At 52.1% G+C, this 22,663-nt stretch carries 28 protein-coding genes; 18 read left to right on the forward strand and 10 right to left on the reverse strand.

The genetic code is table 11. The annotated features are described in order from the left end of the window. Window positions 1-64 precede the first annotated feature (64 nt). From GXM22_RS00590 to GXM22_RS00645, 13 genes are all read left to right on the forward strand, one after another. Window positions 65-1,537 (forward strand): PTS transporter subunit EIIC, encoded by a 1,473-nt coding sequence (locus GXM22_RS00590; RefSeq protein ID WP_005928700.1) that lies wholly within the window; start codon window positions 65-67, stop codon window positions 1,535-1,537. Between the two features lie 199 nt (window positions 1,538-1,736). Beyond that, window positions 1,737-2,465: a glucosamine-6-phosphate deaminase gene (nagB, locus tag GXM22_RS00595; RefSeq protein WP_035393193.1), complete on the forward strand. Its 729-nt coding sequence runs from the start codon at window positions 1,737-1,739 to the stop codon at window positions 2,463-2,465. A gap of 52 nt (window positions 2,466-2,517) precedes the next feature. Next, window positions 2,518-3,645, forward strand: coding sequence for an N-acetylglucosamine-6-phosphate deacetylase (nagA, locus tag GXM22_RS00600; protein ID WP_005928694.1), 1,128 nt, complete (start codon window positions 2,518-2,520; stop codon window positions 3,643-3,645). Then, window positions 3,642-4,247, forward strand: a complete 606-nt coding sequence (locus GXM22_RS00605) for a GNAT family N-acetyltransferase (protein ID WP_005928691.1) — start codon at window positions 3,642-3,644, stop codon at window positions 4,245-4,247. The genes nagA and GXM22_RS00605 overlap by 4 nt, the downstream gene beginning before the upstream one ends. A gap of 174 nt (window positions 4,248-4,421) precedes the next feature. Continuing rightward, a complete protein-coding gene (locus tag GXM22_RS00610) occupies window positions 4,422-4,937 on the forward strand; it encodes a twin-arginine translocation signal domain-containing protein (protein ID WP_005928686.1) in 516 nt (171 codons plus the stop codon). Between the two features lie 213 nt (window positions 4,938-5,150). Continuing rightward, window positions 5,151-6,038, forward strand: a complete 888-nt coding sequence (locus GXM22_RS00615; protein WP_082210746.1) for a phosphate ABC transporter substrate-binding protein — start codon at window positions 5,151-5,153, stop codon at window positions 6,036-6,038. Between the two features lie 20 nt (window positions 6,039-6,058). Then, window positions 6,059-6,958, forward strand: a complete 900-nt coding sequence (gene pstC / locus GXM22_RS00620; protein WP_005928677.1) for a phosphate ABC transporter permease subunit PstC — start codon at window positions 6,059-6,061, stop codon at window positions 6,956-6,958. Then, window positions 6,951-7,808, forward strand: coding sequence for a phosphate ABC transporter permease PstA (gene pstA, locus GXM22_RS00625; protein ID WP_035393191.1), 858 nt, complete (start codon window positions 6,951-6,953; stop codon window positions 7,806-7,808). Before pstC ends, pstA begins: the two co-directional genes overlap by 8 nt. Before the next feature lie 141 nt (window positions 7,809-7,949). Then, on the forward strand, window positions 7,950-8,714 hold the full coding sequence (pstB, locus tag GXM22_RS00630; RefSeq protein ID WP_005928671.1) for a phosphate ABC transporter ATP-binding protein PstB: 765 nt from the start codon (window positions 7,950-7,952) through the stop codon (window positions 8,712-8,714). A 13-nt stretch (window positions 8,715-8,727) separates the two neighbouring features. Beyond that, window positions 8,728-9,093 carry a phosphate signaling complex PhoU family protein gene (locus GXM22_RS15165; protein WP_005928668.1) on the forward strand — a complete coding sequence of 122 codons (366 nt, stop codon included), beginning with the start codon at window positions 8,728-8,730 and terminating at the stop codon, window positions 9,091-9,093. A 9-nt stretch (window positions 9,094-9,102) separates the two neighbouring features. Continuing rightward, window positions 9,103-9,396, forward strand: a complete 294-nt coding sequence (locus tag GXM22_RS15170) for a phosphate signaling complex PhoU family protein (RefSeq protein WP_005928666.1) — start codon at window positions 9,103-9,105, stop codon at window positions 9,394-9,396. A gap of 89 nt (window positions 9,397-9,485) precedes the next feature. Further along, window positions 9,486-9,938 carry a helix-turn-helix transcriptional regulator gene (locus tag GXM22_RS00640; protein WP_005928664.1) on the forward strand — a complete coding sequence of 151 codons (453 nt, stop codon included), beginning with the start codon at window positions 9,486-9,488 and terminating at the stop codon, window positions 9,936-9,938. A gap of 124 nt (window positions 9,939-10,062) precedes the next feature. Then, entirely contained in the window at window positions 10,063-10,572 is a 510-nt protein-coding gene (locus GXM22_RS00645) for an acetyltransferase (RefSeq protein ID WP_035393427.1), read from the forward strand. A 90-nt stretch (window positions 10,573-10,662) separates the two neighbouring features. Here GXM22_RS00645 and GXM22_RS00650 read toward each other — a convergent pair whose 3' ends face one another. Then, the gene (locus tag GXM22_RS00650; protein ID WP_147585115.1) at window positions 10,663-12,540 is read right to left on the reverse strand and encodes a hypothetical protein; all 1,878 of its coding nucleotides are present in this window, start codon (window positions 12,538-12,540) and stop codon (window positions 10,663-10,665) included. A gap of 45 nt (window positions 12,541-12,585) precedes the next feature. Here GXM22_RS00650 and GXM22_RS00655 point away from each other — a divergent pair, with 45 nt between their 5' ends. Next, entirely contained in the window at window positions 12,586-12,768 is a 183-nt protein-coding gene (locus GXM22_RS00655) for a hypothetical protein (protein ID WP_035393186.1), read from the forward strand. Window positions 12,769-13,264: 496 nt separating this feature from the next. On the opposite strand, the gene GXM22_RS00660 is transcribed toward GXM22_RS00655, so the two are convergent. The 9 genes from GXM22_RS00660 to GXM22_RS00705 all read right to left on the reverse strand — a co-directional run bounded on the left by GXM22_RS00660 (window position 13,265) and on the right by GXM22_RS00705 (window position 19,940). Continuing rightward, window positions 13,265-14,569 (reverse strand): tyrosine-type recombinase/integrase, encoded by a 1,305-nt coding sequence (locus tag GXM22_RS00660; RefSeq protein WP_005928658.1) that lies wholly within the window; start codon window positions 14,567-14,569, stop codon window positions 13,265-13,267. Between the two features lie 3 nt (window positions 14,570-14,572). Further along, complete coding sequence (locus GXM22_RS00665) at window positions 14,573-14,809, reverse strand: MerR family transcriptional regulator (protein WP_005928655.1); 237 nt, start codon at window positions 14,807-14,809, stop codon at window positions 14,573-14,575. Between the two features lie 415 nt (window positions 14,810-15,224). After that, entirely contained in the window at window positions 15,225-15,476 is a 252-nt protein-coding gene (locus tag GXM22_RS00675) for a helix-turn-helix domain-containing protein (RefSeq protein ID WP_005928652.1), read from the reverse strand. Further along, the gene (locus tag GXM22_RS00680; RefSeq protein ID WP_005928648.1) at window positions 15,473-15,895 is read right to left on the reverse strand and encodes an RNA polymerase sigma factor; all 423 of its coding nucleotides are present in this window, start codon (window positions 15,893-15,895) and stop codon (window positions 15,473-15,475) included. Before GXM22_RS00680 ends, GXM22_RS00675 begins: the two co-directional genes overlap by 4 nt. Window positions 15,896-16,358: 463 nt before the next feature. Then, window positions 16,359-17,273 carry a sensor histidine kinase gene (locus GXM22_RS00685; protein ID WP_005928646.1) on the reverse strand — a complete coding sequence of 305 codons (915 nt, stop codon included), beginning with the start codon at window positions 17,271-17,273 and terminating at the stop codon, window positions 16,359-16,361. A 17-nt stretch (window positions 17,274-17,290) separates the two neighbouring features. After that, window positions 17,291-18,097 carry an ABC transporter permease gene (locus tag GXM22_RS00690; RefSeq protein ID WP_005928643.1) on the reverse strand — a complete coding sequence of 269 codons (807 nt, stop codon included), beginning with the start codon at window positions 18,095-18,097 and terminating at the stop codon, window positions 17,291-17,293. Beyond that, the gene (locus GXM22_RS00695; protein WP_005928640.1) at window positions 18,090-19,010 is read right to left on the reverse strand and encodes an ATP-binding cassette domain-containing protein; all 921 of its coding nucleotides are present in this window, start codon (window positions 19,008-19,010) and stop codon (window positions 18,090-18,092) included. Before GXM22_RS00695 ends, GXM22_RS00690 begins: the two co-directional genes overlap by 8 nt. An 83-nt stretch (window positions 19,011-19,093) precedes the next feature. Next, window positions 19,094-19,759 (reverse strand): response regulator transcription factor, encoded by a 666-nt coding sequence (locus GXM22_RS00700; RefSeq protein WP_005928637.1) that lies wholly within the window; start codon window positions 19,757-19,759, stop codon window positions 19,094-19,096. Then, entirely contained in the window at window positions 19,737-19,940 is a 204-nt protein-coding gene (locus GXM22_RS00705) for a helix-turn-helix domain-containing protein (RefSeq protein ID WP_015542398.1), read from the reverse strand. The genes GXM22_RS00700 and GXM22_RS00705 overlap by 23 nt, the downstream gene beginning before the upstream one ends. A 160-nt stretch (window positions 19,941-20,100) precedes the next feature. On the opposite strand from GXM22_RS00705, the gene GXM22_RS00710 reads away from it, so the two are divergent. The 4 genes from GXM22_RS00710 (at window position 20,101) to GXM22_RS00725 (ending at window position 22,662) form a co-directional block, all read left to right on the forward strand. Further along, a complete protein-coding gene (locus tag GXM22_RS00710) occupies window positions 20,101-20,454 on the forward strand; it encodes a helix-turn-helix domain-containing protein (protein ID WP_015542399.1) in 354 nt (117 codons plus the stop codon). A gap of 254 nt (window positions 20,455-20,708) precedes the next feature. Continuing rightward, a complete protein-coding gene (locus GXM22_RS00715; protein ID WP_005422959.1) occupies window positions 20,709-21,038 on the forward strand; it encodes a plasmid mobilization protein in 330 nt (109 codons plus the stop codon). Continuing rightward, entirely contained in the window at window positions 20,999-22,339 is a 1,341-nt protein-coding gene (locus tag GXM22_RS00720) for a relaxase/mobilization nuclease domain-containing protein (RefSeq protein ID WP_005928627.1), read from the forward strand. Before GXM22_RS00715 ends, GXM22_RS00720 begins: the two co-directional genes overlap by 40 nt. Before the next feature lie 92 nt (window positions 22,340-22,431). Then, window positions 22,432-22,662: a helix-turn-helix domain-containing protein gene (locus GXM22_RS00725; protein WP_005928624.1), complete on the forward strand. Its 231-nt coding sequence runs from the start codon at window positions 22,432-22,434 to the stop codon at window positions 22,660-22,662. Window position 22,663: the final 1 nt, after the last annotated feature.

The following is a 22,663-nucleotide window of genomic DNA, read 5'->3' on the forward strand; positions in this document are numbered from 1 at the left end:
TTATGGACAGCCTGCAACCAGAGGCCTCCATAACAACAACATTCTTTAAGGAGGAATGTGTCTTATGATGAAGTATCTCCAGAAACTGGGCAAAGCTTTGATGCTTCCCGTCGCTGTGCTGCCGATCTGCGGCATCCTGATGGGTCTCGGTTATGCTCTGGCCCCGGGTGTCATGGGTGTCCCCGGTGCTGCAACTTCCGGTGCAGCTTACACCGTTGGCTTCCTGCTGGTCAAGGCAGGCGGCGCTCTGATCGATAACATGGCATGGCTGTTCGCCATCGGTGCAGCCGTGGGCCTGGCTGATGACCACGACGGTACCGCTGGTCTGGCTGGCCTGGTCAGCTACCTGATGATGCAGCAGCTGCTGAGCCCCGGCGTGGTCAGCATGGTGCGCACCCTGGAAGAGGGCACCGCTACCTACATCGCTTTCCAGAAGGTGGCCGGCAACTCTTTCATCGGCATCCTGGCCGCTGTGGTGGGTGCAGCCTGCTACAACAAGTTCAAGAGCACTCAGATGCCTGACTGGCTGGCATTCTTCTCCGGCAAGCGCTTCGTTGCAATCGCCACCGGCCTGATCTCCATCGTTGTTTCTGTCGCTCTGCTGTTCGTCTGGCCCGTCATCTTCGATGCACTGGTCGCCATTGGCAGAGGCATCGCAGGCATGGACGGCATCGGCGCTGGCATCTACGCCTTCCTGAACCGTCTGCTGATCCCCACCGGCCTGCACCACGCTCTGAACAACGTGTTCTGGTTCGACACCATCGGCCTGGGCGACCTGTCCCACTTCTGGGCAGGCGAGACCTCTGCTGACGTGGGCTGGAGCCTGGGTATGTACATGTCCGGCTTCTTCCCCTGCATGATGTTCGGTATCGCCGGTGCTGCACTGGCTATGGTCCGTACCGCCAAGAACAAGAAGGCTGCCATCGGTCTGGTTTTGTCCGCTGCTATCTGCGCCTTCGTCTGCGGCGTTACCGAGCCCTTTGAGTTCGGCTTCATGTTCCTGTGCTTCCCGCTGTACGTTGTGTACTCCGCTCTGTACGGCATCTTCACCATCATCACCTACTACTCCGGTTTCCGTGCTGGCTTCTGCTTCTCCGCAGGTGCTACCGACCTGGTGTTCTCCGCTTCTCTGCCTGCAGCTGCTAAGACCTGGATGATCATTCCTCTGGGCATCGCTGCATTCGTGGTGTTCTACTTCGTGTTCTACTTCGCCATCACCAAGTTCGACCTGAAGACCCCCGGCCGTGAGGACGAGGATGCCGAAGAGGCTGAGAAGAAGGTCGTTCTGGCCAACAACAACTACACTGAGGTTGCTGCTGGCGTGCTGAAGGCCATCGGCGGCAAGGAGAACGTCTCCAGCGTGGACTACTGCGCTACCCGCCTGCGCTTCACCATTAAGGACTACACCGCTGTGGATGAGAAGGCTGTGAAGGCTGCCGGTGCTGCCGGTGTCATCCGCCCCGACAAGACCACTTGCCAGGTCATCATCGGCACCAAGGTGCAGTTCGTGTATGATGAGCTGAAGAAGATGCTGTAAGCATCCTTCTGAGCACGTTTCCGTGCGGAAGGCTGGTTGCTTCCGCATCCATTCCCAAACTGTAAAAATGCCGCTGAGGGCGGGCGTTTACGCCCCGCTTTCGGCGGCATTTTGTTTTGTTCACAAACCGGCTACCCTTTTGGCCGGAAAATATGCTATACTGACAACAACAAAGCAAAATAACAGGAGGTTCCCCATTATGAAGATCATTCGTGCAAAAGATTACAAGGACATGTCCCGCAAGGCTGCCAACATCATCTCCGCACAGGTCATTATGAAGCCCAACTGCGTGCTGGGTCTGGCGACCGGCGGCACCCCTGTTGGCGCATACGCTCAGCTGGTGGACTGGTACAACAAGGGCGACCTGGATTTCTCTGAGGTCACCACCGTCAATCTGGACGAGTACCGCGGCCTGCCCAAGGAGCATCCCGAAAGCTATTGGAGCTTTATGCACAAGAACCTGTTTGACAAGGTCAACATCCGCCCCGAGGCCATCCATCTGCCCGACGGCACCAACCCCGATGCTGCGGATGCCTGCAAAAAGTACAACGAGATCATCCACAGCGTGGGCGGCATCGACCTGCAGCTGCTGGGCCTTGGCCCCAACGGCCACATCGGCTTCAACGAGCCGGGCGAGGCCTTTGAGCTGGAGACCCACTGCGTGGATCTGACCCCTGCCACCATCGAGGCCAACAAGCGCTTCTTTGACGGCAACGAGGATCTGGTGCCCAAGCAGGCCTACACCATGGGCATCAAGACCATCATGCAGGCCCGCAAGGTGCTGGTGGTGGCCAACGGTCTGGCAAAGGCAAAGGCAGTCAAGGCGGTCGTCTCCGGCCCTGTGACCCCCGAGTGCCCGGGCTCCATCCTGCAGATGCACCCCGACTGCATCCTTGTGGCCGATGAGGAAGCACTGAGCCTGCTGTAAGACAAAACCTCTCCGTCTGCTTCGCAGACGGAGAGGTTTAGGAGGCAATAAAATGATCATCAAAAATGCTCTGATTTATACCCCCCGCCACACCTTTGAGGAGGGGAGCCTGACCATCCGGGAGGGGCGCATCGTGCCCTTTGCACAGCCGGAGGAAGGCGAAGAAATCGTGGATGCCAAGGGCGCTTACGCTCTGCCAGGCCTTGTGGATATCCACTTCCATGGTGCCATGGGCAAGGATTTCTGTGACGGCAATGAAGAAGCCATCCAGACCCTGGCCGATTTTGAGGCCGGTAAGGGCGTGCTGGCCATCTGCCCCGCCACTATGACTTTCTCAGAAGAGATACTGAACGGCGTGATGGATGCCGCCGCCGCCCATCAAAACGGCAGAGGCGCAGACCTTGTGGGCATCAACATGGAGGGCCCCTTCATCAGCCCCAACAAGGTGGGTGCCCAGAACCCGGAGTATCTCCACAAGGCGGATGTTGCAATGTTCCGCCGCCTGCAGAAGCGGGCAAACGGCCTGATCAAGCTGGTGGATATCGCCCCGGAGGAGCCGGGTGCGCTGGAGTTCATTGCCGCCTGCCATGACGAGGTGCGCATCTCCATTGCCCACACCTGCACCAGCTACGACACCGCCAACGCCGCCTTTGACGCAGGCGCGACCCACATGACCCACCTGTACAACGCCATGCCCGGCATCACCCACCGGGAGCCCGGCCCCATCATTGCGGCGCTGGAACGGGGCGCGGAGGTGGAGCTCATCACCGACAACGTTCACATCCACCCGGCCATGGTGCGGTTCACCTTCAACACCTTCGGGGATGACCATGTCATCCTGATCGCCGACAGCATGATGGCCTGCGGCCTGCCCGACGGCCAGTACAGCCTGGGCGGTCAGGCGGTCACGGTCAGCGGCCCCCGCGCCACCCTGACCGAGCACCCCGGCACCATTGCGGGCAGTGCCACCTGCCTGTACGACTGCATGAAGCGTGCCGTGCTGGAGATGAACGTCCCGCTGGAAAGCGCTGTCCGCGCCGCCAGCGAAAACCCCGCCAAGAGCATTGGCATCGACAATGATTACGGCAGTCTGGCTGCAGGCCGTTACGGCAATGTGATCCTGGCAGACAAGGAACTGAATATTCAGGCTGTCTACCAGAAAGGAACCCGTATCGTATGAACCCCGAGAACCTGACCTGGCGGCTGCTGACCGCCGAAGAGCTGACGAACGTTTACCTGAACGAGATGCGCCGGGATTTTCCTGCCGGAGAGCTGAAGCCCCTGAGCATGATCCTGAACAGCGAGGCCGCCGGTACCGCCCACACCTGGGGCGTGTATGAGGACGACGCGCTGGTGGCGTATCTGTTGATGGTGCGGCCCGTGGGCTGTGAGGTGAGCCAGCTGGACTACTTTGCCGTTCTGCCCCAGTATCGGGCCGGCGGCATCGGAGCCGCTCTGCTGGCCGCCCTGCCTGACCACGAGAAGGGCGCGCAGGCCATCCTCATTGAAGCGGAGTGCCCCGAAAAAGCCGAGGACGAGGCCATGGCTGTGCGCCGCCTGGGCTTTTACGCCCGGTGCGGGGCCAAGGACACCGGCTGGACAGAGCGTCTCTTTGATGCCTGGTTCCGAGTGCTGGTGCTCCCCTGCTGCGGCGGAAAGGTGCGCAGCCCCGAGGAAGCCGTGCGGCAGCTGGCAGACTGCTACCGCCGCACCATGGGCGAGCCCCAGTGGCGCAGGAACGTCACCTTCTACCGCCCCGATGGCGTGGAAGTCGAGCTTTAACGACGGTGCTTTGTCAATCCGTGCAGACTTTCCCGATATGCCAAGGGCTCCCCTATTAGGGGAGCTGGCGAGCGCAGCGAGACTGAGGGGTTGAATTCTGTCCCTTGACAGTCTGGGTAAATATGGTACTATGATGATAGGAACAAACCAGATCTGAAATGGGAGGAATTTCTGATGCGCAATGTTTTTTCCCGCCGTGATTTTCTGAAAGCATCTGCCGCCGCTGTGCTGGCCGCTTCTGCCGCTGGTGTCCTCACCGGCTGCGATGGGGGCGGCAGCGAGATCCCGTCCGCAACCATCGGGCTGGGTGAGTTTGAAGTGACCATGACCGGCAACATGACCATCACTGGTGATGAGGTCGTGGGCAATGAGAACGCCAACGGCTACCTTTGCAAACCCAATGTGCGGATTCGGTACAATGGTGCAGCCAGCGAGATCAAATACAATTTTGCCGGTGTCTTTGTGGCAAAAATTGATAAGACCGCGCTGGAACTGACCAATGGAAAAGAGGAAATCTCCTCTAAACTGACAAAGACTTATGTGCCGCAGTTCCGTGCAAAGGCCAGTGGGTACGGTTCTTTTAAGCAGGGCGTACCCTTCAAGCTGTATGTGACCCTGCAAGGCAGGACAGCTGAGTTTGCTCTGACGAGTGACGGCAAAGTGACAGTCTCCGCTGTCGATAAAGTCTAATATCCCCCAAAAGCCCGAGGTGCACCTGCACCCCGGGCTTTTTTGCGCCCAAATTTTACATTGGGGCAAAAACATGTCCAAACAATTTACCTCGATTTTTCCCGCTTGTGGTCGAAGCGGCTTACCGACTGGGATACAATAGTGCCGTACCCAAGGAAAACACGAAAACAAGAGCCGGGAACGGAAAGCCCGGATGTTTGGAGGACAAATATTATGAAAAAGATCACGCGTCGTTCGTTTCTCACTGTCTGCGGTGCAGTTGCTGCCGCTGCTGCCCTGACCGCCTGCGGCGGTTCTGCTTCCTCTGCTGCAGCTTCTTCTGCCTCTGCCGCTGCAGGCTCCACTGCTTCTTCCACCGCTGCTGCCCTGTCCGGCAACGTTGCTACCGGTGGTTCCACCTCCATGAAGAACGTCATCGCTGCCCTGACCGAAGGCTTTGCTGAGGTTGAGCCGGGTGTCACCGTCAGCTACGACCCCACCGGTTCCGGCGCAGGCATCACCGGTGCTACCGATAAGACCCTGGACATCGGCCTGTCCTCTCGTGCCCTGAAGGACGACGAGAAGGCTGACGTGGAGGGCACCACCATCGCTCTGGATGGCATTGCCATCATCGTAAACAATGCAAGCAAGGTGGAGGACCTGACTGTTGACCAGCTCAAACAGATGTTTACCGGCGAGATCACCAACTGGTCTGAGGTCGGCGGCGACGACGGCGAGATTGTTCTGATCGGCCGTGAGGCTGGCTCCGGCACCCGTGATGGCTTTGAGAGCATCGTGGATGTCAAGGACAGCTGCAAGTACGCGCAGGAGCTGACCGCTACCGGCGCTGTCATCAGCGCTGTGGAGGCCAACCCTCTGGCCATCGGCTACGCTTCCCTGTCCGCTGTGGGCGACACCGTGAAGATGGTCACCGTTGGCGGTGTGGAGTGCAGCGAGGAGACCGTCAAGGACGGCAGCTACGAGGTGCAGCGTCCCTTCGTGTTCGTCACCAACAAGTCTGTCACCCTGTCTGAGCAGGCACAGGCTTTCTTCGACTTTGCCACCAGTGCCGATGCTGCTGACCTGATCCGCACTGCCGGTGCTGTTCCTGTGAATGAGTAATTGCGGAAAGCAATGATGCTATGAACAACAAAAAGATTTCTCTCCCCAGAACCCCTGCTGAGTGGCTGGAAGCGGTGATGAACTTCATCTTCTTCCTCTGCGGCATTCTGGCGGTGGGCTGTGTGCTCCTGATCTCGGTGTACATGGTCCTCTCCGGTGTGCCTGCCATCCAGAAGATCGGGCTGTTCCGGTTCCTGTTCGGCACCCGGTGGGCTTCCACCGCTGCCGACCCGGCCTACGGCATCCTGCCCTTCATCCTGTCCAGCGTTTACGGCACGCTGGGTGCCACCGTGATCGGTGTGCCCATCGGCCTGCTGACGGCGGTGTTCCTCTCCAAGGCCGCAGGCCCGAAGGTGCGCACCGTGGTCGTGACCGCCATTGAGCTGCTGAGCGGCATCCCCAGCGTGGTGTTCGGCCTGCTGGGCATGCAGGTGCTGGTGCCCGCCGTGGCCAGGACCTTTGGCAAGGCCTCCGGTGCCTGCCTGCTGAGCGGCATCGTGGTGCTGGCGGTGATGATCCTGCCCAGCATCGTGTCGGTGTCGGTCACAGCGCTCAACGCTGTGCCGCCGGAGTATGAGCAGGGCAGCCTGGCTCTGGGCGCAACGGATGCCGAGACCTGGTTCAAGGTCAGCGTCCCCGCTGCCAGGAGCGGCATTGCAGCCGGTATCGTGCTGGGCATCGGCCGCGCCATCGGCGAGGCCATGGCCGTGATGATGGTGGCTGGCAACAGCCCCAACATGCCGGACAGCCTGTTCCGCAGCGTCACCTTCCTGACCACCGCCATTGCCAAGGAGATGAGCTACGCCAGCGGCCTGCAGAAACAGGCGCTGTTCAGCATTGCGCTGGTGCTGTTCGTCTTTATCATGGGCATCAATATCCTGCTCAATGTGGTGTTGAAGGGAGGAAAGCGCGATGAATAACAGTGCTTCTGCCTCCCGCCGCACCTGGAACCGCGTGATGAACGCTCTGGTCTGGGCTTCGGCTGTGCTGGTCATCGTACTGGTGGCGGGCATTCTGGGCATGGTGCTGGTGCGCGGCATCCCGCACATCAGCTGGAAATTCCTGACCACCACCGCCAGTGTGCTGAAGGGCACGGACGGCATCCTGCCTGCGATCCTCAACACGCTGTATGTCATCCTGCTGACGCTTTTGATCGTACTGCCGCTGGGTGTGGGCGCGGCCGTTTACCTGACCGAGTACGCCCAGAACCGCAAGGTCATCTCGATGATCGAGTTCACCAACGAGACGCTGGCAGGCATCCCCAGTATCATTTACGGTCTGGTGGGTATGCTGGTGTTCGCCCAGACGCTGGGCTTTCAGACCTGCCTGCTCTCCGGCAGCCTGACGCTGGTGATCATGAACCTGCCCACCATCATCCGCACCACCCAGGAATCCCTGAAAACGGTGCCCCAGGGCTACCGTGAGGGTGCGCTGGGTCTGGGTGCGGGCAAGTGGCACATCATCCGCACCATCGTGCTGCCCTGCAGCATCGACGGCATCGTGACCGGCTGCATCCTGGCCGTGGGCCGCATCGTGGGCGAAAGCGCCGCGCTGCTCTTCACCGCCGGTGCCGCCGAGGTCATTGCCAACGGCGTGCTCAAGGCCTACACCTCCAACGGTGCCACCCTGTCGGTGCTGCTCTACCTCCGTGCCTTTGAGGACGGCGATTTCGACTCCGCCTGGGCCATTGGTGCAGTGCTGTTGGTGCTGGTGCTTGCCATCAATCTGGCAGCCCGGCTGGCCAAAACCAAACTGAAACAGAAGCAGTAAATAACTCCCTCCGTCATCGCTGCGCGATGCCACCTCCCTCACGGAGGGAGGCTTATCCTGCCCGCAACGCAAAAGGCTCCCTCTCAGAGGGAGCTGGCGCGGCATAGCCGCGACTGAGGGAGTCAATACAAGAGGAAAACTATGGAAAACGTATCACCCATTATCACAGCCAAAAACCTGAACCTCTGGTACGGGGATTTCAAGGCGCTGAAAGATATTTCGCTGGACATGGGCGAGCGGGAGATCACGGCCCTGATCGGCCCCTCCGGCTGCGGCAAGTCCACCTTCCTGAAGACCCTGAACCGGATGAACGACCTTGTGCCCGGGATCCGCATCGAGGGTGATGTCCGCCTGAAAGGACAGGACATCTTTGCCCGCGAGATGCAGCCTACTGAGCTGCGCCGCCGGGTGGGCATGGTGTTCCAGAAGGCCAACCCCTTCCCCATGAGCATCTACGATAACATCACCTACGGCCCCAGGCTGCACGGTGTGCACAACAAGGCAGAGCTGGACGAGCTGGTGGAAAGCTCCCTGAAGGGTGCCGCCCTCTGGAACGAGGTCAAGGACCGCCTGAAAAAGAGCGCTCTGGGCCTTTCCGGCGGCCAGCAGCAGCGCCTGTGCATTGCCCGCGCCCTGGCTGTCAAGCCCGAAGTCCTGCTGATGGATGAGCCCACCAGCGCCCTGGACCCCGGCTCCACCATGAAGGTGGAAGAGCTGATGAGCGAGCTGAAAAAGAACTACACCGTGGTCATCGTGACCCATAACATGCAGCAGGCAGCCCGTATCAGCGACCGCACCGCCTTCTTCCTGCTGGGCGAGCTGGTGGAAGCCGGCCCCACGGCGCAGATCTTCAGCACCCCGCAGGATAAGCGCACCGAGGATTACATTTCGGGCCGGTTCGGCTAAGGAGAAAAACGCAATGAGCAACCGCACACAATACGAAAACGACCTTGCTGCCCTGAAAACGGCCCTGACCGAGATGGGTCAGAGCGCTGCCGATGCCGTGGAAGCTGCAATGGAAGCCCTCTGCACCGCCGATGCCGAGGCTGCCGCCGCCGTGGCGCAGGGCGATGGCCGCATCAACAACATGGAGCGGGACATTGAGCACCGCTGCATGACCCTGCTGCTCCGCCAGCAGCCGGTGGCAGGCGACCTGCGCCGCATCTCCACCACCATGAAGGTGGTCACGGATGTGGAGCGCATCGGCGACCATGCCTCCGATATCGCGGAGATCATCCCCCATCTGGTCACTGTCCGCAAGGAGGGCGACCCTGCTGTGAGCTAGGCCATCAAGATGGGCCAGAAGGCGCACAAGATGATCCTGGATGCCCTGAATGCCCTGACCTCTGAGAACGAGCAGGCCGCCCTCAGGGTCATTGCCGCCGACGATGAGGTGGACTACGATTTCAACGCCATCAAGCATACGCTGGCGCAGGAGATCGCCGCCGACCCCGGCAAGGTGGATGCCGCCCTGGATCTGCTCATGGTCATCAAGTACCTGGAGCGCATCGGCGACCACGCCGTAAACCTGGCCGAGTGGGTGGAGTTCGTCCGCAGCGGGCGTTATCATAACGAAAATATGTTCTGATCTTTTGTTTCTGTAAAAATTTGAGCTTCCTGCAATTATTTCTGTGACCCGCCCGTATTATAGGCAGAAAGGCTTCCCCAGAAAGCCTGATGAACTGGCTGCGGCGGGTGTCCGGCATCCCCCTGTCCCCGCCCGCCGCTGCCGCAACGGAGGGTTTTAACGCTATGGTACAGACCAAGAATTTCCCGCTGGAAACGCGCGGCGAGGCGGTCAGCCGCGAAGCGCTGGTCCAGGCGGCATTGCAGGAGATCACCCAGAATTACCGCGAAGCAAGCCTTTCCAATGTGGCCCGCAGCTACGGCGTTTCGCTGGCGTATGTCAGCGAGTGCGTCCGGGCCCAGACCGGAAAGACCTATAAGGAGCTGCTGCAGAAGCACCGGATGGAGACCGCCGCCCGCCTGCTGCGCCGCAGCGACCTGAACATCCAGCAGATCATCACCCAGGTGGGCTACGAGAACACCAGCTACTTCTACCGCCTGTTCCATGAGCGGTATGGCCAGAGCCCCCGGGAGTACCGCCGGGCACGCAGCCAGCGCACATAAGTGCATCAGTGAACGACCCTCTCCGCCTTTGCAGCAGGCTTTGACGGAGAGGGCCGTTTTGTGTTATATTAAGGCAGAACGATCAGGGCGGGCAGCGGCCCGCCGGAAGAGAGGTTGGATGAAGATGTTTCGTGGAGCAAGACGTGCAGATCTGGATGCGATCCTGAAAATTTATGCCCGCGCCCGGCAGGCGATGGCGGATTCCGGCAACCCCACCCAGTGGGGAGATCATTTCCCGCCGCAGGAGCTGCTGGAAGAGGACATTGATTCCAACCGGCTGTTCCTCTACCTTGTCAACGGCGAGCTGGAGGGCGTGTTTGCCTTTATCCTTGGCCCGGACCCCACCTATGCCCGGATCGAGGATGGCAAGTGGCTGAACGATACCCTGCCCTACGGCACCATCCACCGGCTGGCTTCGGCGGGCAGGCACCCCGGCGTTGCCGCCGCTGTGATCACCTGGTGCCTGGAGCACTGCGAGAGCCTGCGGGCCGACACCCACGCCGACAACAAGATCATGCAGCACCTGCTGGAAGAAAACGGCTTTACCAGGTGCGGCATCATCCATGTGGAGGATGGCACGCCCCGCATTGCCTACCAGAAAATGTCCCTTACCCTGCCTTTGCGCCGGGATTGAACCGCAAAAATGCGCCGCACCACAAACGATGGAGCGGCGCTGTTTTTATGCGGTTCTGTCAGCCGTGGAAGGGAGCGGGTGCGCCTGCGTTCAGGAAGCGGCAGCTGCCAGAGCTTCCGGGGCGGGCTGCTCTGCCGCAGTTTCTTCCGGCGTGGGCTGGAAATACTTCTCGTACAGCTCCATGCCGATGCGGTAGCCCTGCCACACGATGACCGCCGTGCCTGCACCGGCCACGCCGATGATGGCGGCAGTGCCCAGAACGCTGGGCTCGCTCTCGATGGTGGCATCCCGGTACTGGGCTTCCACGGTCACGGTGCTGCCCTTGGCCACGCTGCCCGCCGGGATGGTAAAGCTCTCCTCGTTGTAGGCGACCGCCGGGTTGCCCAGCAGGCTGGCTCCATCCATGGCCCACAGGTCGAACACCATGCCCTCGGGCACGGCGCTCTGGTTCAGCGTCACCTTGACCTCGGCATCCACCGGCACGCTGGCGCTGGTCATGGCTTCGCCGCCGTTGTAGGTGAACGTGCCGCCCTTTACCGTCAGGGTGTAGGTGGGGGCTTCGGGTTCGGGGTCAGGTTTGGGTTCGGGCTTCGGTTCGGGAACAACGATTTTGGTCGAGTTCAACTCCACATCGCTGTCGGGCATCACAAAGCGTACCACTTTTTTGTCGGTTTCACCGTTCAGGTAGTAGCTGCTGAATGCCTCGCCGATTTTTTGACCGTTGATATTTGTAATATCTGCATCCGCTTTTACGGTGAGGACGGTGCCTGCATAAGAATACAGATCCCATGCGGAGCCCTGAACCAAATCATGGGTGGTCTTATCGTAAACAAGAGGAAACGTGTCGTTTACTTTCACGATAGCTCCATCTTTTACGGTAACGGAGCGATAATTTCCACTCAGCCCGATTCCAAGGGGGAGAATGCTGTCTTTTCCGTTGAATGCACCGCCGGTTATCGTTCCGTCATTATAAAGCAAACCGGCCGCAAATGTGCCGCCCTCGATTTCATGGGGTTCGCTTGAAGTGCTGCCAGGTTGACCATTGGCTATCGGCTTGCTGAAAGTACCATCTTCGATGATGCCGCCTTCATTGACGATACTGCATATCACGGCGTTTAGAGGTTCACCTTTTTTATTGACAGGATCGGTAGAGCGGAAGTTGTAGGTTTTTCCGCCGGTCAGATACAGTGTGCCGATGCCCTCAAATGATTTCTGGATGTGCCAACCGTCACCATAGTAGGTATAATGTCCTCCACCGGCCTCAAAAGGAGCATTGACTATAACCGGTGTGCCATTGCTGGCCATGATAAGGGGCAAATCGTAAGAAGCTTGGTTCAGTATGATATTCGCTTCCGGATCAAGAGCACTCACAGAATTAAGAAATTGTTGTATATTGATGCACACGGTTTTTTTGTTGGAAGGATTCGGATATATAGGATCATCGTTTTCCAATAAAATGCGGTTGATATCCCGGATGGGTTCACTGGCGGTAATGGTATTATTCCCGGTCTTGACTGCATAAAGTTTGTTGCCCCAGTCGCCGGACGCAAGACCATTGACTGCTGTGATAGAACCGGTTCCGTTCAGGGTGACTGTTCTGAATGTGCCTGCACCTTCACCAGTGGGCTCGTTTTTGAACGCGCCGCCGGTCAGCGTTGCACCGGATTTGACCTTCAACTGGACAGCCGGGTTCAAGGGGTGCAGTGCGTTTTTCTCACCGGAGAAATTATAATTGCCGCTTTCCAGCGTCAGTGTGCCATTGCCCTTCTCAAACTTCCAGCCGTTGCCGCTGTAATCCCGGGTGCCGCCTTCGGTGCCAACGGGGTAGCCGGCTTTATCGATCACCAGCCGGGTCAGTATGCTCAGGGTAACGGTGTCCGCATCGGCGTGTGGTGCGGTAAAAGTGACAGAAAAATAACCACTACCATTATCGTAATATCTTGCACTTGGTGCCCAATCTTCTAACAAACAATGTGTTTCTCCGAATGTAACATCAATAGGAAATAATATTGCTTGACTGTCACGGAAAAAAATATAGATGCTGATGCTGGTATTATGGTTGGAATTGGGAATGACATAACCGCTGTTGCCGAAATAACTGATTCCTGCATCAATAATCTCATAGCTGCCATTCTCCGGGAAATTAATATTCAAGGTATAGCCGCTAGCGACAGTGCCACCTGCTGGTTGTTCTGAAAAAATGCCGCCCTTTATGATGCCGTTGTTGGTAACGGTAGATCTAAACGTGCCATTTTCAATCTTGCCTTCAGATTCATTGGATACGGCAGATACAAATAAACCATCGATGATAGTGCCATGATTTGTGAGAGGAGAAGAAGAATAAAAATAACCGCCACTGATTTTTCCGTTATTTATCACAGTGTTGTCGAAATTTCCCCTAACAATGGTTGCATTTCCTCCAATCGTGAGTTTACATTTGGTGACATTTCCAGTGCCGGAAATAATTGATAAAAAATAGTAGAATTTTTTTCTCTCGCACAAGATAGATTTAAGTCGGTTGAGGGATTAGAAAACGCCGGAAACCCGCATAAACACTATGTTTTTGCGTGTTCTCGGCGTTTCTTTTATCGCCTGTTTTGGTGGTGCGTTTTCGGCTAATGGTGCCCAAATGGTGCCCAAATCCCACGCGGGGCTATAAAAGGCTATAAGAAGCAGTAAAAAGATAAGGCGGTTAAAGCTCAATTTCGCTGCTCTTTTTCTTCGCCGCACTCTTTGCTTTCTTCGGCTCGGCTTCCTTTGCCTTTGCCGGGTCTGCCTGTTTGACAGCCCCATGATAAGCGTCCAGGACTTCTTTTTTCCGTTCAAGCCGCACGTCAACATAGCGGGCAGTAACGGCTTCAAAGTTCATAGACAATCCAAGCGATACGCCGATACCCGCAAGCGTATGTCCTAACACTTCGCCTACGGTGTAGAAGTCGCCCGTCAGTTGGTGCATATTCGTAGCCGCCGTATGGCGTAAATCGTGAAAGCGAATATGCGGCATATCCAAATCTTCAAGCAGTTTTCCAAACTGTGAAGATACCCACGACGCGGAGATAGGGGAACCGTCCGGCTTTGCTACAACAAGGTCATTGTCATAATAAGGTTTCCCGTCTTTTTCTGCCTGTTCGCGCTGTGCTTCCTGCATGGCAAACTGTTTTAGGAAGAACGGGCGGGCAAGCTCTGTAATCGGCAGCGTGCGCCCGTTGGACTTCGGCGGTGCCATTTCCTCGATAACCTTTGTTTTTGGCGGCACCTTAAAGGGAAGCTGCTCGGAAACATCAAAAGTGTTGTTTTCCAAGTCAACATTGCGCCAACGCAAGCCCAAGATTTCAGAACGCCGCATACCATAAAGCCCGCCTAAAATGACGGGCATTTCCCACACTGTACCCTCGACGCGCTGCATAAGGGCTTTTACCTGTTCCGGCGTGTAAGGGTCGGGGGTCTTGTCGCTCTTTCCAAACTTCGTCAGCGTGTCCTTTGCCGCGTTGGTTTCGATATAGCGGTATTTGCGGGCATGGCTCAACGCCACGCTTAAAACACGTTTTGCCCCGGCAGCGGTGGACGGTTTCAATCCTTTGTCGATAATCTGCTGAAACATCTTGTCTACCATAGCGGGGGTAAGCTGATTGAGAGCAACGCCGCCGATATAGGGATTGATATAGTTTGCAATCGTCTTTTTGTACCCGTCATAGGTAGAGGGGCGCAAGTTCACTCTTGCGTAGCTTTCCACCCAATCGTTAAGGTAGCTTGCGACGGTCTGTTTCCGCTGTGAAGTGATTGACGCAATTTGCCCCGGATTTTGGAGCTTCGTTTTCATTTCCGCTTCGTGCTGCGTCGCTTCCTTTTTGGTGGCAAAGCCCTTTTTCGCATAGGACTTCTTTTTCCCGTCCGGGGCGGTGTATTTTATATTCACGTCGTAGACTGTACCCGGTCGCCCGGTCAGTACGCCGTTACTGTCGCGTTTGTTCTTAACTTGTCTTGATGATACCGCCATAGCTTAACCTCCCTGTCGTGCCGGGGGCTTCGCTGTTTTCTTTGCTCTGTGATACCAGTCCCAGATAGCAGCGTCAGCTATCAATCGGCGGTTTCCATTCTGTATATATTCAAGCTCGCCGCTATCCATAAGCTCGCGCAGTTTATTTTCCCCGATACCGCTAACTTTGCTCATTTGCTCAACGGTCTTTAACATAGGGAATACAGGGATAGCGGGGCTTGCAGTTTCCTTTTTTGCCATAGGAAAATACCCCCTTTCATAAATGGCTAAAAAGTCAGATTTACAAAAAGTGGGCTTTAATCAGACGGCTTCGGCAAGCTCCACGGGAATTGCACCCCTGCATGGTTCTCATGCAGCCCTACCCATTACCTGCGACGCTTCTAACGCTCGGATTATGGCGGTAGGGGAGTATCATTATACCGATATATGGATTGTGGCGGCAGACGTGCCAAGGTCTGCTATGGAACGCTGATAGTTCTCGCTCGGTGTTTCTCCCGCCTTTCGGTCATCGCGTATCAGCCCAACGGCTCCCCATATATCGAATGTATCTGATTTGCCCTATGCTGCGTCGCCGTTATCTTGCGCCGCTTTCTTTGTCAAGGTGCTGCGATAGTCTGAATATGTGGAACGGAAAGGGGAACGTCCACATACTATGTCAGTCTATCTTATAGTCCAGAACAGCCCGCATGAGCTTCGCTTGCAGCCGGTCGCGCATATCCTCGTCTATGCCGTAATAAACATTGCCGTATTCATCACGCACTTTACGGGTAGACAGGTAGGCTATGTAGCTTGCGTAGTGCTGCACAACGATTTTCATTGCTTCGGGGTCGCCCTTTGTTGCGGCTAAAATAACCGGGTAAGGCAATAAGCCGCGTTCGTCGGGATTGTTGCTAATCGGTTCATTCATCGGCTTTCCTCCAAAAATCTTTTTAACAGCTCAAAAGAGCTTGTCCGTCGAAATTGTACTGTGCTGCGCGGTATCTTCATCAGCTCCGCGATTTCTGCGTCTTTCATATCAAAGAAGTAATACAACAGTACAGCTTGACGCTTTTCTTCCGGCAAAGAGTGAAGCGCGTCGGCAAGCTGTTTCGCCGTAATTTCTTTCCCAGCGACAAAGAAAGATTTTTCAGCTTCATCATTTACAAAATACTTGTCGCAAGTGTAAAGCTGATTTTCTTCCTGTGGCGACAGGTCTGAAAAAGTGACTTCATGCTTTTTCCGATACTTTCTTTCTCGGATAGCGTCGATAGCTTCATTCCTCAATACCGCTTTGCAAAAGCCGTTGAATGTGCAGCGTTTCTGCCATTCAATGCGATTAGGTTCCATATTCTCACCCCCTTTCGTACCCGGTGGGGGCAGGTTTATTTCTCCCCTTTCGCAAACCCTCGACGGACGCGCGAAAGATTTTGCCAACTGGGGAGCAAACTTTTTCAAAAAATTTTTGAAAAAGCAAAATGCGCCTGTCCGAAAAGCCCGGACAGGCGCATAAGTATAGTAAAAAGTATTCAGATGATTTGACAGTTCATATTCAAGGGTAGAAATGTCCCCGGCGGTGGTCGGGCTTTTTTTGATAAGTCAAAGAATGTAAGAATTTGTCGATACAGTTTATAGCTCATGGCGGTTCCCTCCTAAAGCCGCCATGTCTTTTACATGGTTTAGGGTCGTCGTAGGTTTCTGATAGGCAAAAAGAAACGGCGGCTCTGAAAATCAAAGCCGCCGAAAAATAGTAGGCGCGTGAAAATGCTTCTGCTCTGCGACGGCTTTTTTTCTTTTGCCGTCGTCCGGCAGATTATTTTTTTATGAGTAAGGGAGAAAAATCAATCGTAATCTTAAAAATATGGTCTTGTATCTCAATTATTGGATTTTTGCAATTCATCAACAGCAACAGCTTTTTTACAATATAAAGTCCCTGTCCAGATGTACCGTTACTCCTTGAAATATCTGCCACATAAAAGCGCTCCAACAATTTTGAATATTCTTCTGTAGGAATAGTTGCAATAGGATTTTTGATACACAGTTGAACAGAATCTGTATTATAAATTAGCTGAACTACAACATTACTTGTAGTGGAAGTTATCGCATTGAATATAAGATTCTGTATAATGCGAATACACGCTTTTCTATCAGCATTAAGATAAATATTCACATCAGGTATTTCTATTTGCGGTTCAATTCCATTAACACTGAAAGTCGAATAGTTGTCCAACAGGATTTCGGTAAGCAATGAGCATAATTCAACTTTTCCATAATAAAATGGATATTGTCCTGCTTCCAAAAGAGAGATTTGATAAAAGTCGTCTATGAGACGTTCTAATCTCAAGGCTTTTCCTGATAATGCTGAAATATATTCTTGTCTTTTTTCGTCCGGCGCACTTGATAAAAGCTGCAAATATCCGCGAATAGAAGTTAGTGGTGTCCGTAAATCGTGAGAAAGGCAAGAAATATTCTCTTTAAGTTCATCCTCCTTTTTTCGGATTTCTCCCAGATAAATGTTATCTTTTGATACGATTTGATTTATGATTTCCACTAAATGCTCCAACCGCCTATCAGTTAAAGATATTGTAACTAACTTTTTCGTTTCTCCATTCAGAATAGCATTTAGTTGGACGTTCACTTTGTGTATCTGCATTTTCCAGTTAATTAAAGAAATTGAAAGGATAATGACCAATACTACTAGAACAAGAAACAGAATCGCCCAACCCATATTCTACCTCCTTGTTTTTACTTGATTTCTTTCTTACTCATAGCAATGCCGCCGACAATCAAAAGCAAAATGCCCCCCATGAAATAAAATGGTAAATGTTCGATAATCCCCATTGTGCGGCAAGAACAAAAATTCATCCAATAGTACATAGGATTTCCATACACAAAAATTTTCAAAGGTATTGAAGCCGCGTCCATATTACTCCATAGCATTAAATAAACAGACGCTCCGCTGAATACATATAAGCAGCAAATTCCAGTTACAACCCCTATATTTTGAATGATAACACACAGGAAAATAGAAATGCTTTCAAATGCTAACAAAACGATTCCACAAGCCAGTGCCCATCCAAACAGGGTTAGTGCTTCACTCGCAGACGGAATATAACCGGATTGTATGATTTCGATAACGAAAAATGCAGCGACAAAAATCAGATATGTTATCAGGGACACTGCCAATATTGTAATTGCCTTGGTGTAATAGAGAATAGTCCGTTTAGTACCGTATGCAACAGACAACTTGATTGTGCCCGTGTTATATTCTTTTGTAAAAAATATGGTCGCAAATACAAGGCAAACAATCCAGAAAAAGGCTGTGTATGCAAGGGATGAGCGGGCAACAGTTTGAAAAGTTGGCATTTCACTGGATAAGTAACATTTAGCTTGAAAGCCGATTACACTTTCTGTTCCGTCTCCTGCTCCGAAAAAAGTCATATCGCCAAGTGCAAAGGAGACCATTACAAGTGCCACACATACGCCTAATATAGCTATCATTATTTTTGAGCGAAACAATTTATAAAATTCAGCTTTAAAATGGTTAATCATTTTTGCACCCTCCAATCAAATTAGTATAATAAGTTTCAAGGCTGTCTCCGGATTGTGCCAACTGATAAATTATAATATTATTCGCACTTAGCAACGCTGATACTTTTCCGGCATTTTCAACATAATCATATAGATGAATACTTTTATCTGGCATAACAGAAAAATTTGAAGTATTCAGTTCGCTTTCCAACAAAGCACTGGTAGTAGCTACATCATTAACCTGTAATAATAAATGCTTTTTGCAGCGTTGCTCTAACTCTGCCGCAGTAATTTCCTGCAAAAGTTTCCCCTCATGTAAGATACCGTATCTATTGGCTAATTGATGAAGCTCCGAGAGAATGTGACTTGAAATTAAAATAGTAATTCCACGTTCTTCATTTAACCTTTTTAGTAAGTTTCTTAATTCAATAATTCCAGTAGGGTCTAATCCGTTAATTGGTTCATCCAGTACGAGAAATTCAGGATTTCCAAGCAAAGCGATTGCAAGAGCTAATCGCTGCCGCATACCCAAAGAAAAATCTTTTGCTTTTTTCTTTCCGGCGTCTCTCAGATTGACCAATTCCAGAGCATTATCAATGCAAACCTTTCCAGGAATACCACGTTGCAGGCGTTGTACCTCCAAATTTTCATGGGCTGTCATATCAAGATAAAGAGAAGGACTCTCAATAATACAACCAATGCGCTCACGCTGTTTTGCGAGTTTCTTATCACTCTTACCGAACAAAGCAATATTGCCAGTTGTAGGTTCTGCTAACCCAGTTAATAAACGGATCATGGTCGTTTTACCTGCACCGTTTTCTCCGATAAACCCATAAATGTCTCCCTGCATTACAGACATAGATACTTGATTTAGGGCCAGTGTGTTGCGATACTTTTTCGTGATGTTGATAGCTTCAAAAACTGTTGTGTTCATATTTTCACAGCTCCTTTCTTATTACTTAGTATCGCAGATAATTTCTTGAATAATCTAAGGCAAATCTAAAGAATAGCTAAAGTTTATTTTGCAAAGCGGTAGCCCAAGCCCCATACGGTTTTAATTCGGCAGCCTTCGCTCCTTAATTTTTTGCGTAAGTTGCTTATATGTGTGTTAATGACATCGTTATCCCTTGCAAATGGTTCTTGCCAAATACTTTCATAAAGATTTTGCTTTGAAAAAACCTTATCGGGATATTTCGCCAATAGTTCTAAAAGTTGATATTCTTTTGCGGTAAGCACAATGATTTCGTCTGCAACAGTAACTATTTTTGATGCTGTATCAATGGAAAGTTCTCCAAATTTCAAACAAAGATTGGGCGTACATTTTTGACTTCTCAATAAGTTGCGCTCAATCCGTGCTAATAATTCGTCCAAATCAAATGGCTTTGTTAAATAGTCATCAGCACCCAAGCGAAAGAGTTCAACTTTATTAAATGTCAAACTCTTTGCAGAAACAACAATTACAGGTACATTTGAAAATTTTCTAATAGTTCTAATTAACTCATCTCCACTGATAAAAGGAAGCATTAAATCTAAAATAATTAAATCTGGGGTCAATTCTTTTACACGTTCAAGCGCATTTGCACCAGTAAATGTGAAGAATACTTGATAATTGTATTTTTCCAGATGGTCTTTTATCATAAAGCATATTTCTTTATCATCCTCAATAATTAGCACCTTGTTCATGGCGTAACTCCTTTCTCTGTTTTGTTCTCCCGTCAATCGGCTTTTCCGCGTCCTTTGGTATCAGCCACATATACCCAAGTTTTGAAACGCCCGGTATGCGGTTCTGGCTGCAAAGTATCTGTACCCGTCGTTCCGAAATGCCCCATTTTTCCGCTGCCTGTGGCGCAGACATATATTCCATAATTCTCCCGTCCTTTCTGCATACAGTATCAGTATAATTATACTCGGACAGGCGAATAATAGCAAGTGTCTGATTATGAATTATTTTGGTGCATAGTAGGAATTGTGTAAGCATATCCAACGGGAAAGGGGAACAGTAAAATGTAATCGGGTGAATGAATATGGCAAAAAGACCAGTAGAAAAGTATGACTTCAAGGCTTTTGGGGAAGCGATAAAAGAAGCTCGGAAAGGGCGCAAGGAGAGCCGCAAGAAAGTAAGCGACGAAATGTATATCTCCCCGCGTTACCTTGCGAACATTGAGAACAACGGGCAACACCCAAGTTTGCAGATTTTCTTTGAGCTTATACAGCGTTATAATATATCCGTAGACCAGTTCCTTTTTGACAGCCCCGCCGGGAAAGACACAAATCGGCGGCAGCTTGACGCGCTCCTTGACGATATGAGCGATACGGGCATACGGATTGTGACCGCAACAGCAGAGGAAATAGCTAAAGTCGAAAAAGAGGGCAGATAAGATGTGTCCGGCAAAACTGAACAGGATTTAAGAAGCGTTGTAATCTTTTTTTGAGATTGCAGCGTTTTTCTTTTGCGGAAGTTTGGCAAAATCGGGTGTAGCTCCGTAGTAGGAAGTAAGGAAAAACTTTCGTAGCAAGCATAGGAAAGGGGTACCCTTTCCGTATTTTCGCCCTCCTGCGCTGCGGCGCGTCGGTTGAAAATTGCTTGTTGGGAAGTGTCCCAAACCCTCGGAATGGAAAGGAGTGTGAGCCGATGAACGGCAGGAAACGGACAGTACAAATTAAATTCAGAGTAACAGAGGAAGAACGGGCGTTCATTGAACAGAAAATGCAGCTCGTCCCTACCCGGAACATGGAAGCCTACTTGCGGAAAATGGCAATCGACGGGTATATCATTCAGATAGACCATGCCGACATAAAAGCTATGACAGCGGAGATACAGAAAATCGGGGTCAATGTCAATCAGATTGCAAAGCGCGTCAATGCGACGGGCAGCGTCTACCAAGAGGATATAGAAGAAATCAAGGAGGTGCTTGCGGAGATATGGCGGTTACAAAGATTAAGCCTATTAAAAGCACGTTAAAAAAAGCCCTTGACTATATCCAAAACCCGAACAAGACGGACGGGAAAATGCTGGTGTCCTCGTTCGGGTGCAGCTATGAAACGGCAGATATTGAGTTCGGATTTACATTGTCGCAAGCTCTTGACAGAGGAAACAACCTCGCACACCATTTGATACAATCTTTTGAGCCGGGGGAAGTCGATTATGAGAAAGCCCATGAAATCGGAAAACAGCTTGCCGACGCGGTAACAAAGGGGCAATATGAATACGTCCTTACCACTCACATAGATAAAGGGCATATCCATAACCACATCATTTTTTGTGCGGTAAACTTTGTAGACTACCACAAGTATGTTTCCAACAAGCGCACCTATTACGGAATACGCAACATCAGCGACAGGCTGTGCCGGGAAAACGGCTTGTCCGTCCTTGTGCCGGAGAAAGGCGGCAAGGGAAAGAATTATGCGGTGTATAAGAAAGAGAAAACCGCCAAAGCAAAATTGAAACTTGCCGTCGATACCCTTATCCCCCAAGTGTCCGACTTTGAAGAATTGCTCGCGCGGTTACAGGCAGAAGGCTTCACAATCAAACGGGGAAAATATGTGTCCTGTTTGGTTCCGGGACAGGAACGGTTTACCCGTTTGAAAACCCTCGGCGCAGATTATACAGAGGAAGCAATCCGGGAACGGATAGAGGGCAAGCGTACCCGCACCGCCAAAGCTCCCAAGACAGAACGCGGCGTGTCCCTGCTCATTGATATTGAAAACAGTATCAAGGCGGCGCAGAGCCGGGGTTATGAACAATGGGCGAAAATCCACAATCTGAAACAGGCAGCTAAGACCATGAATTTTATTACGGAACACAAGATTGAACAATACACCGACTTGACCGCAAAAATCGCAGAGATACAGACAGAGAGCGAACAGGCGGCAGACGCATTAAAGAGCGCGGAAAAACGGCTTGTAGATATGGCGGTGCTTATCAAGAATGTTTCCACGTTCCAAAAGACAAAACCCGCCTATGACGCATACCGCAAAGCAAGAAATAAGGACAGTTACCGGGCAGCCCATGAGCGCGAAATCATCTTGCATGAAGCAGCGGCAAAGGCATTAAAGGCGGCGGGCGTTTCCAAGCTCCCGAACCTCACCGCGCTGCAATCGGAATATGAAAAGCTCCAGGAACAGAAAGAAGCCCTTTACGCCGACTATGGCAGACTGAAAAAACAGGTCAAAGAGTACGACGTTATCAAACAGAACATAGACAGCATTTTACGGCAGCCAAGAGAACCGGAACGGGAAAAAGGAAAAGAACGCGGGGAGTAGCTTTGTTCATACTTGTATGATATAATAGTTCCTATCAAAAACAGTAGTTACATACCAAAGTGATACATTTTCAGCAAAGGAAGTGTCAGAGAATGGAACAGGAAATGCCGGACTATGAAACGATACGCGCCGCCGTTGCGGGCGAAAAATGGGCGTTGGAAAAAGTGCTTGCTTGTTACGGTGACGAAATCAACCGCCTTGCAATGGTAAAAAAGCGTCAGCCGGACGGAAGCGTAAAAGAGGAAATCGACGACGATTTACGGCAAACGCTCATACTGAAACTGTTAGAAGCTATCCCACAATTCCCAATAGAAAAGGAGTGAT

Source organism: Faecalibacterium duncaniae, assembly GCF_010509575.1.
GTDB lineage: Bacteria > Bacillota > Clostridia > Oscillospirales > Ruminococcaceae > Faecalibacterium > Faecalibacterium duncaniae.

Excerpts from the sequence above, each read along its gene's own strand:
- nagB (WP_035393193.1), top strand. The coding sequence starts at position 1,737 with ATGAAGATCATTCGTGCAAAAGATTACAAGGACATGTCCCGCAAGGCT.
- GXM22_RS00645 (WP_035393427.1), top strand. The coding sequence starts at position 10,063 with ATGTTTCGTGGAGCAAGACGTGCAGATCTGGATGCGATCCTGAAAATT.
- GXM22_RS00680 (WP_005928648.1), bottom strand. The coding sequence starts at position 15,895 with ATGGAACCTAATCGCATTGAATGGCAGAAACGCTGCACATTCAACGGC.
- pstC (WP_005928677.1), top strand. The coding sequence starts at position 6,059 with ATGAACAACAAAAAGATTTCTCTCCCCAGAACCCCTGCTGAGTGGCTG.
- GXM22_RS15170 (WP_005928666.1), top strand. The coding sequence starts at position 9,103 with ATGGGCCAGAAGGCGCACAAGATGATCCTGGATGCCCTGAATGCCCTG.
- GXM22_RS00725 (WP_005928624.1), top strand. The coding sequence starts at position 22,432 with ATGGAACAGGAAATGCCGGACTATGAAACGATACGCGCCGCCGTTGCG.
- GXM22_RS00700 (WP_005928637.1), bottom strand. The coding sequence starts at position 19,759 with ATGAACAAGGTGCTAATTATTGAGGATGATAAAGAAATATGCTTTATG.
- GXM22_RS00660 (WP_005928658.1), bottom strand. The coding sequence starts at position 14,569 with ATGGCGGTATCATCAAGACAAGTTAAGAACAAACGCGACAGTAACGGC.
- GXM22_RS15165 (WP_005928668.1), top strand. The coding sequence starts at position 8,728 with ATGAGCAACCGCACACAATACGAAAACGACCTTGCTGCCCTGAAAACG.
- GXM22_RS00590 (WP_005928700.1), top strand. The coding sequence starts at position 65 with ATGATGAAGTATCTCCAGAAACTGGGCAAAGCTTTGATGCTTCCCGTC.
- nagA (WP_005928694.1), top strand. The coding sequence starts at position 2,518 with ATGATCATCAAAAATGCTCTGATTTATACCCCCCGCCACACCTTTGAG.
- GXM22_RS00665 (WP_005928655.1), bottom strand. The coding sequence starts at position 14,809 with ATGGCAAAAAAGGAAACTGCAAGCCCCGCTATCCCTGTATTCCCTATG.
- GXM22_RS00715 (WP_005422959.1), top strand. The coding sequence starts at position 20,709 with ATGAACGGCAGGAAACGGACAGTACAAATTAAATTCAGAGTAACAGAG.
- GXM22_RS00605 (WP_005928691.1), top strand. The coding sequence starts at position 3,642 with ATGAACCCCGAGAACCTGACCTGGCGGCTGCTGACCGCCGAAGAGCTG.
- pstB (WP_005928671.1), top strand. The coding sequence starts at position 7,950 with ATGGAAAACGTATCACCCATTATCACAGCCAAAAACCTGAACCTCTGG.
- pstA (WP_035393191.1), top strand. The coding sequence starts at position 6,951 with ATGAATAACAGTGCTTCTGCCTCCCGCCGCACCTGGAACCGCGTGATG.
- GXM22_RS00720 (WP_005928627.1), top strand. The coding sequence starts at position 20,999 with ATGGCGGTTACAAAGATTAAGCCTATTAAAAGCACGTTAAAAAAAGCC.
- GXM22_RS00685 (WP_005928646.1), bottom strand. The coding sequence starts at position 17,273 with ATGGGTTGGGCGATTCTGTTTCTTGTTCTAGTAGTATTGGTCATTATC.
- GXM22_RS00695 (WP_005928640.1), bottom strand. The coding sequence starts at position 19,010 with ATGAACACAACAGTTTTTGAAGCTATCAACATCACGAAAAAGTATCGC.
- GXM22_RS00610 (WP_005928686.1), top strand. The coding sequence starts at position 4,422 with ATGCGCAATGTTTTTTCCCGCCGTGATTTTCTGAAAGCATCTGCCGCC.
- GXM22_RS00710 (WP_015542399.1), top strand. The coding sequence starts at position 20,101 with ATGGCAAAAAGACCAGTAGAAAAGTATGACTTCAAGGCTTTTGGGGAA.
- GXM22_RS00675 (WP_005928652.1), bottom strand. The coding sequence starts at position 15,476 with ATGAATGAACCGATTAGCAACAATCCCGACGAACGCGGCTTATTGCCT.
- GXM22_RS00615 (WP_082210746.1), top strand. The coding sequence starts at position 5,151 with ATGAAAAAGATCACGCGTCGTTCGTTTCTCACTGTCTGCGGTGCAGTT.
- GXM22_RS00640 (WP_005928664.1), top strand. The coding sequence starts at position 9,486 with ATGAACTGGCTGCGGCGGGTGTCCGGCATCCCCCTGTCCCCGCCCGCC.
- GXM22_RS00705 (WP_015542398.1), bottom strand. The coding sequence starts at position 19,940 with ATGGAATATATGTCTGCGCCACAGGCAGCGGAAAAATGGGGCATTTCG.
- GXM22_RS00690 (WP_005928643.1), bottom strand. The coding sequence starts at position 18,097 with ATGATTAACCATTTTAAAGCTGAATTTTATAAATTGTTTCGCTCAAAA.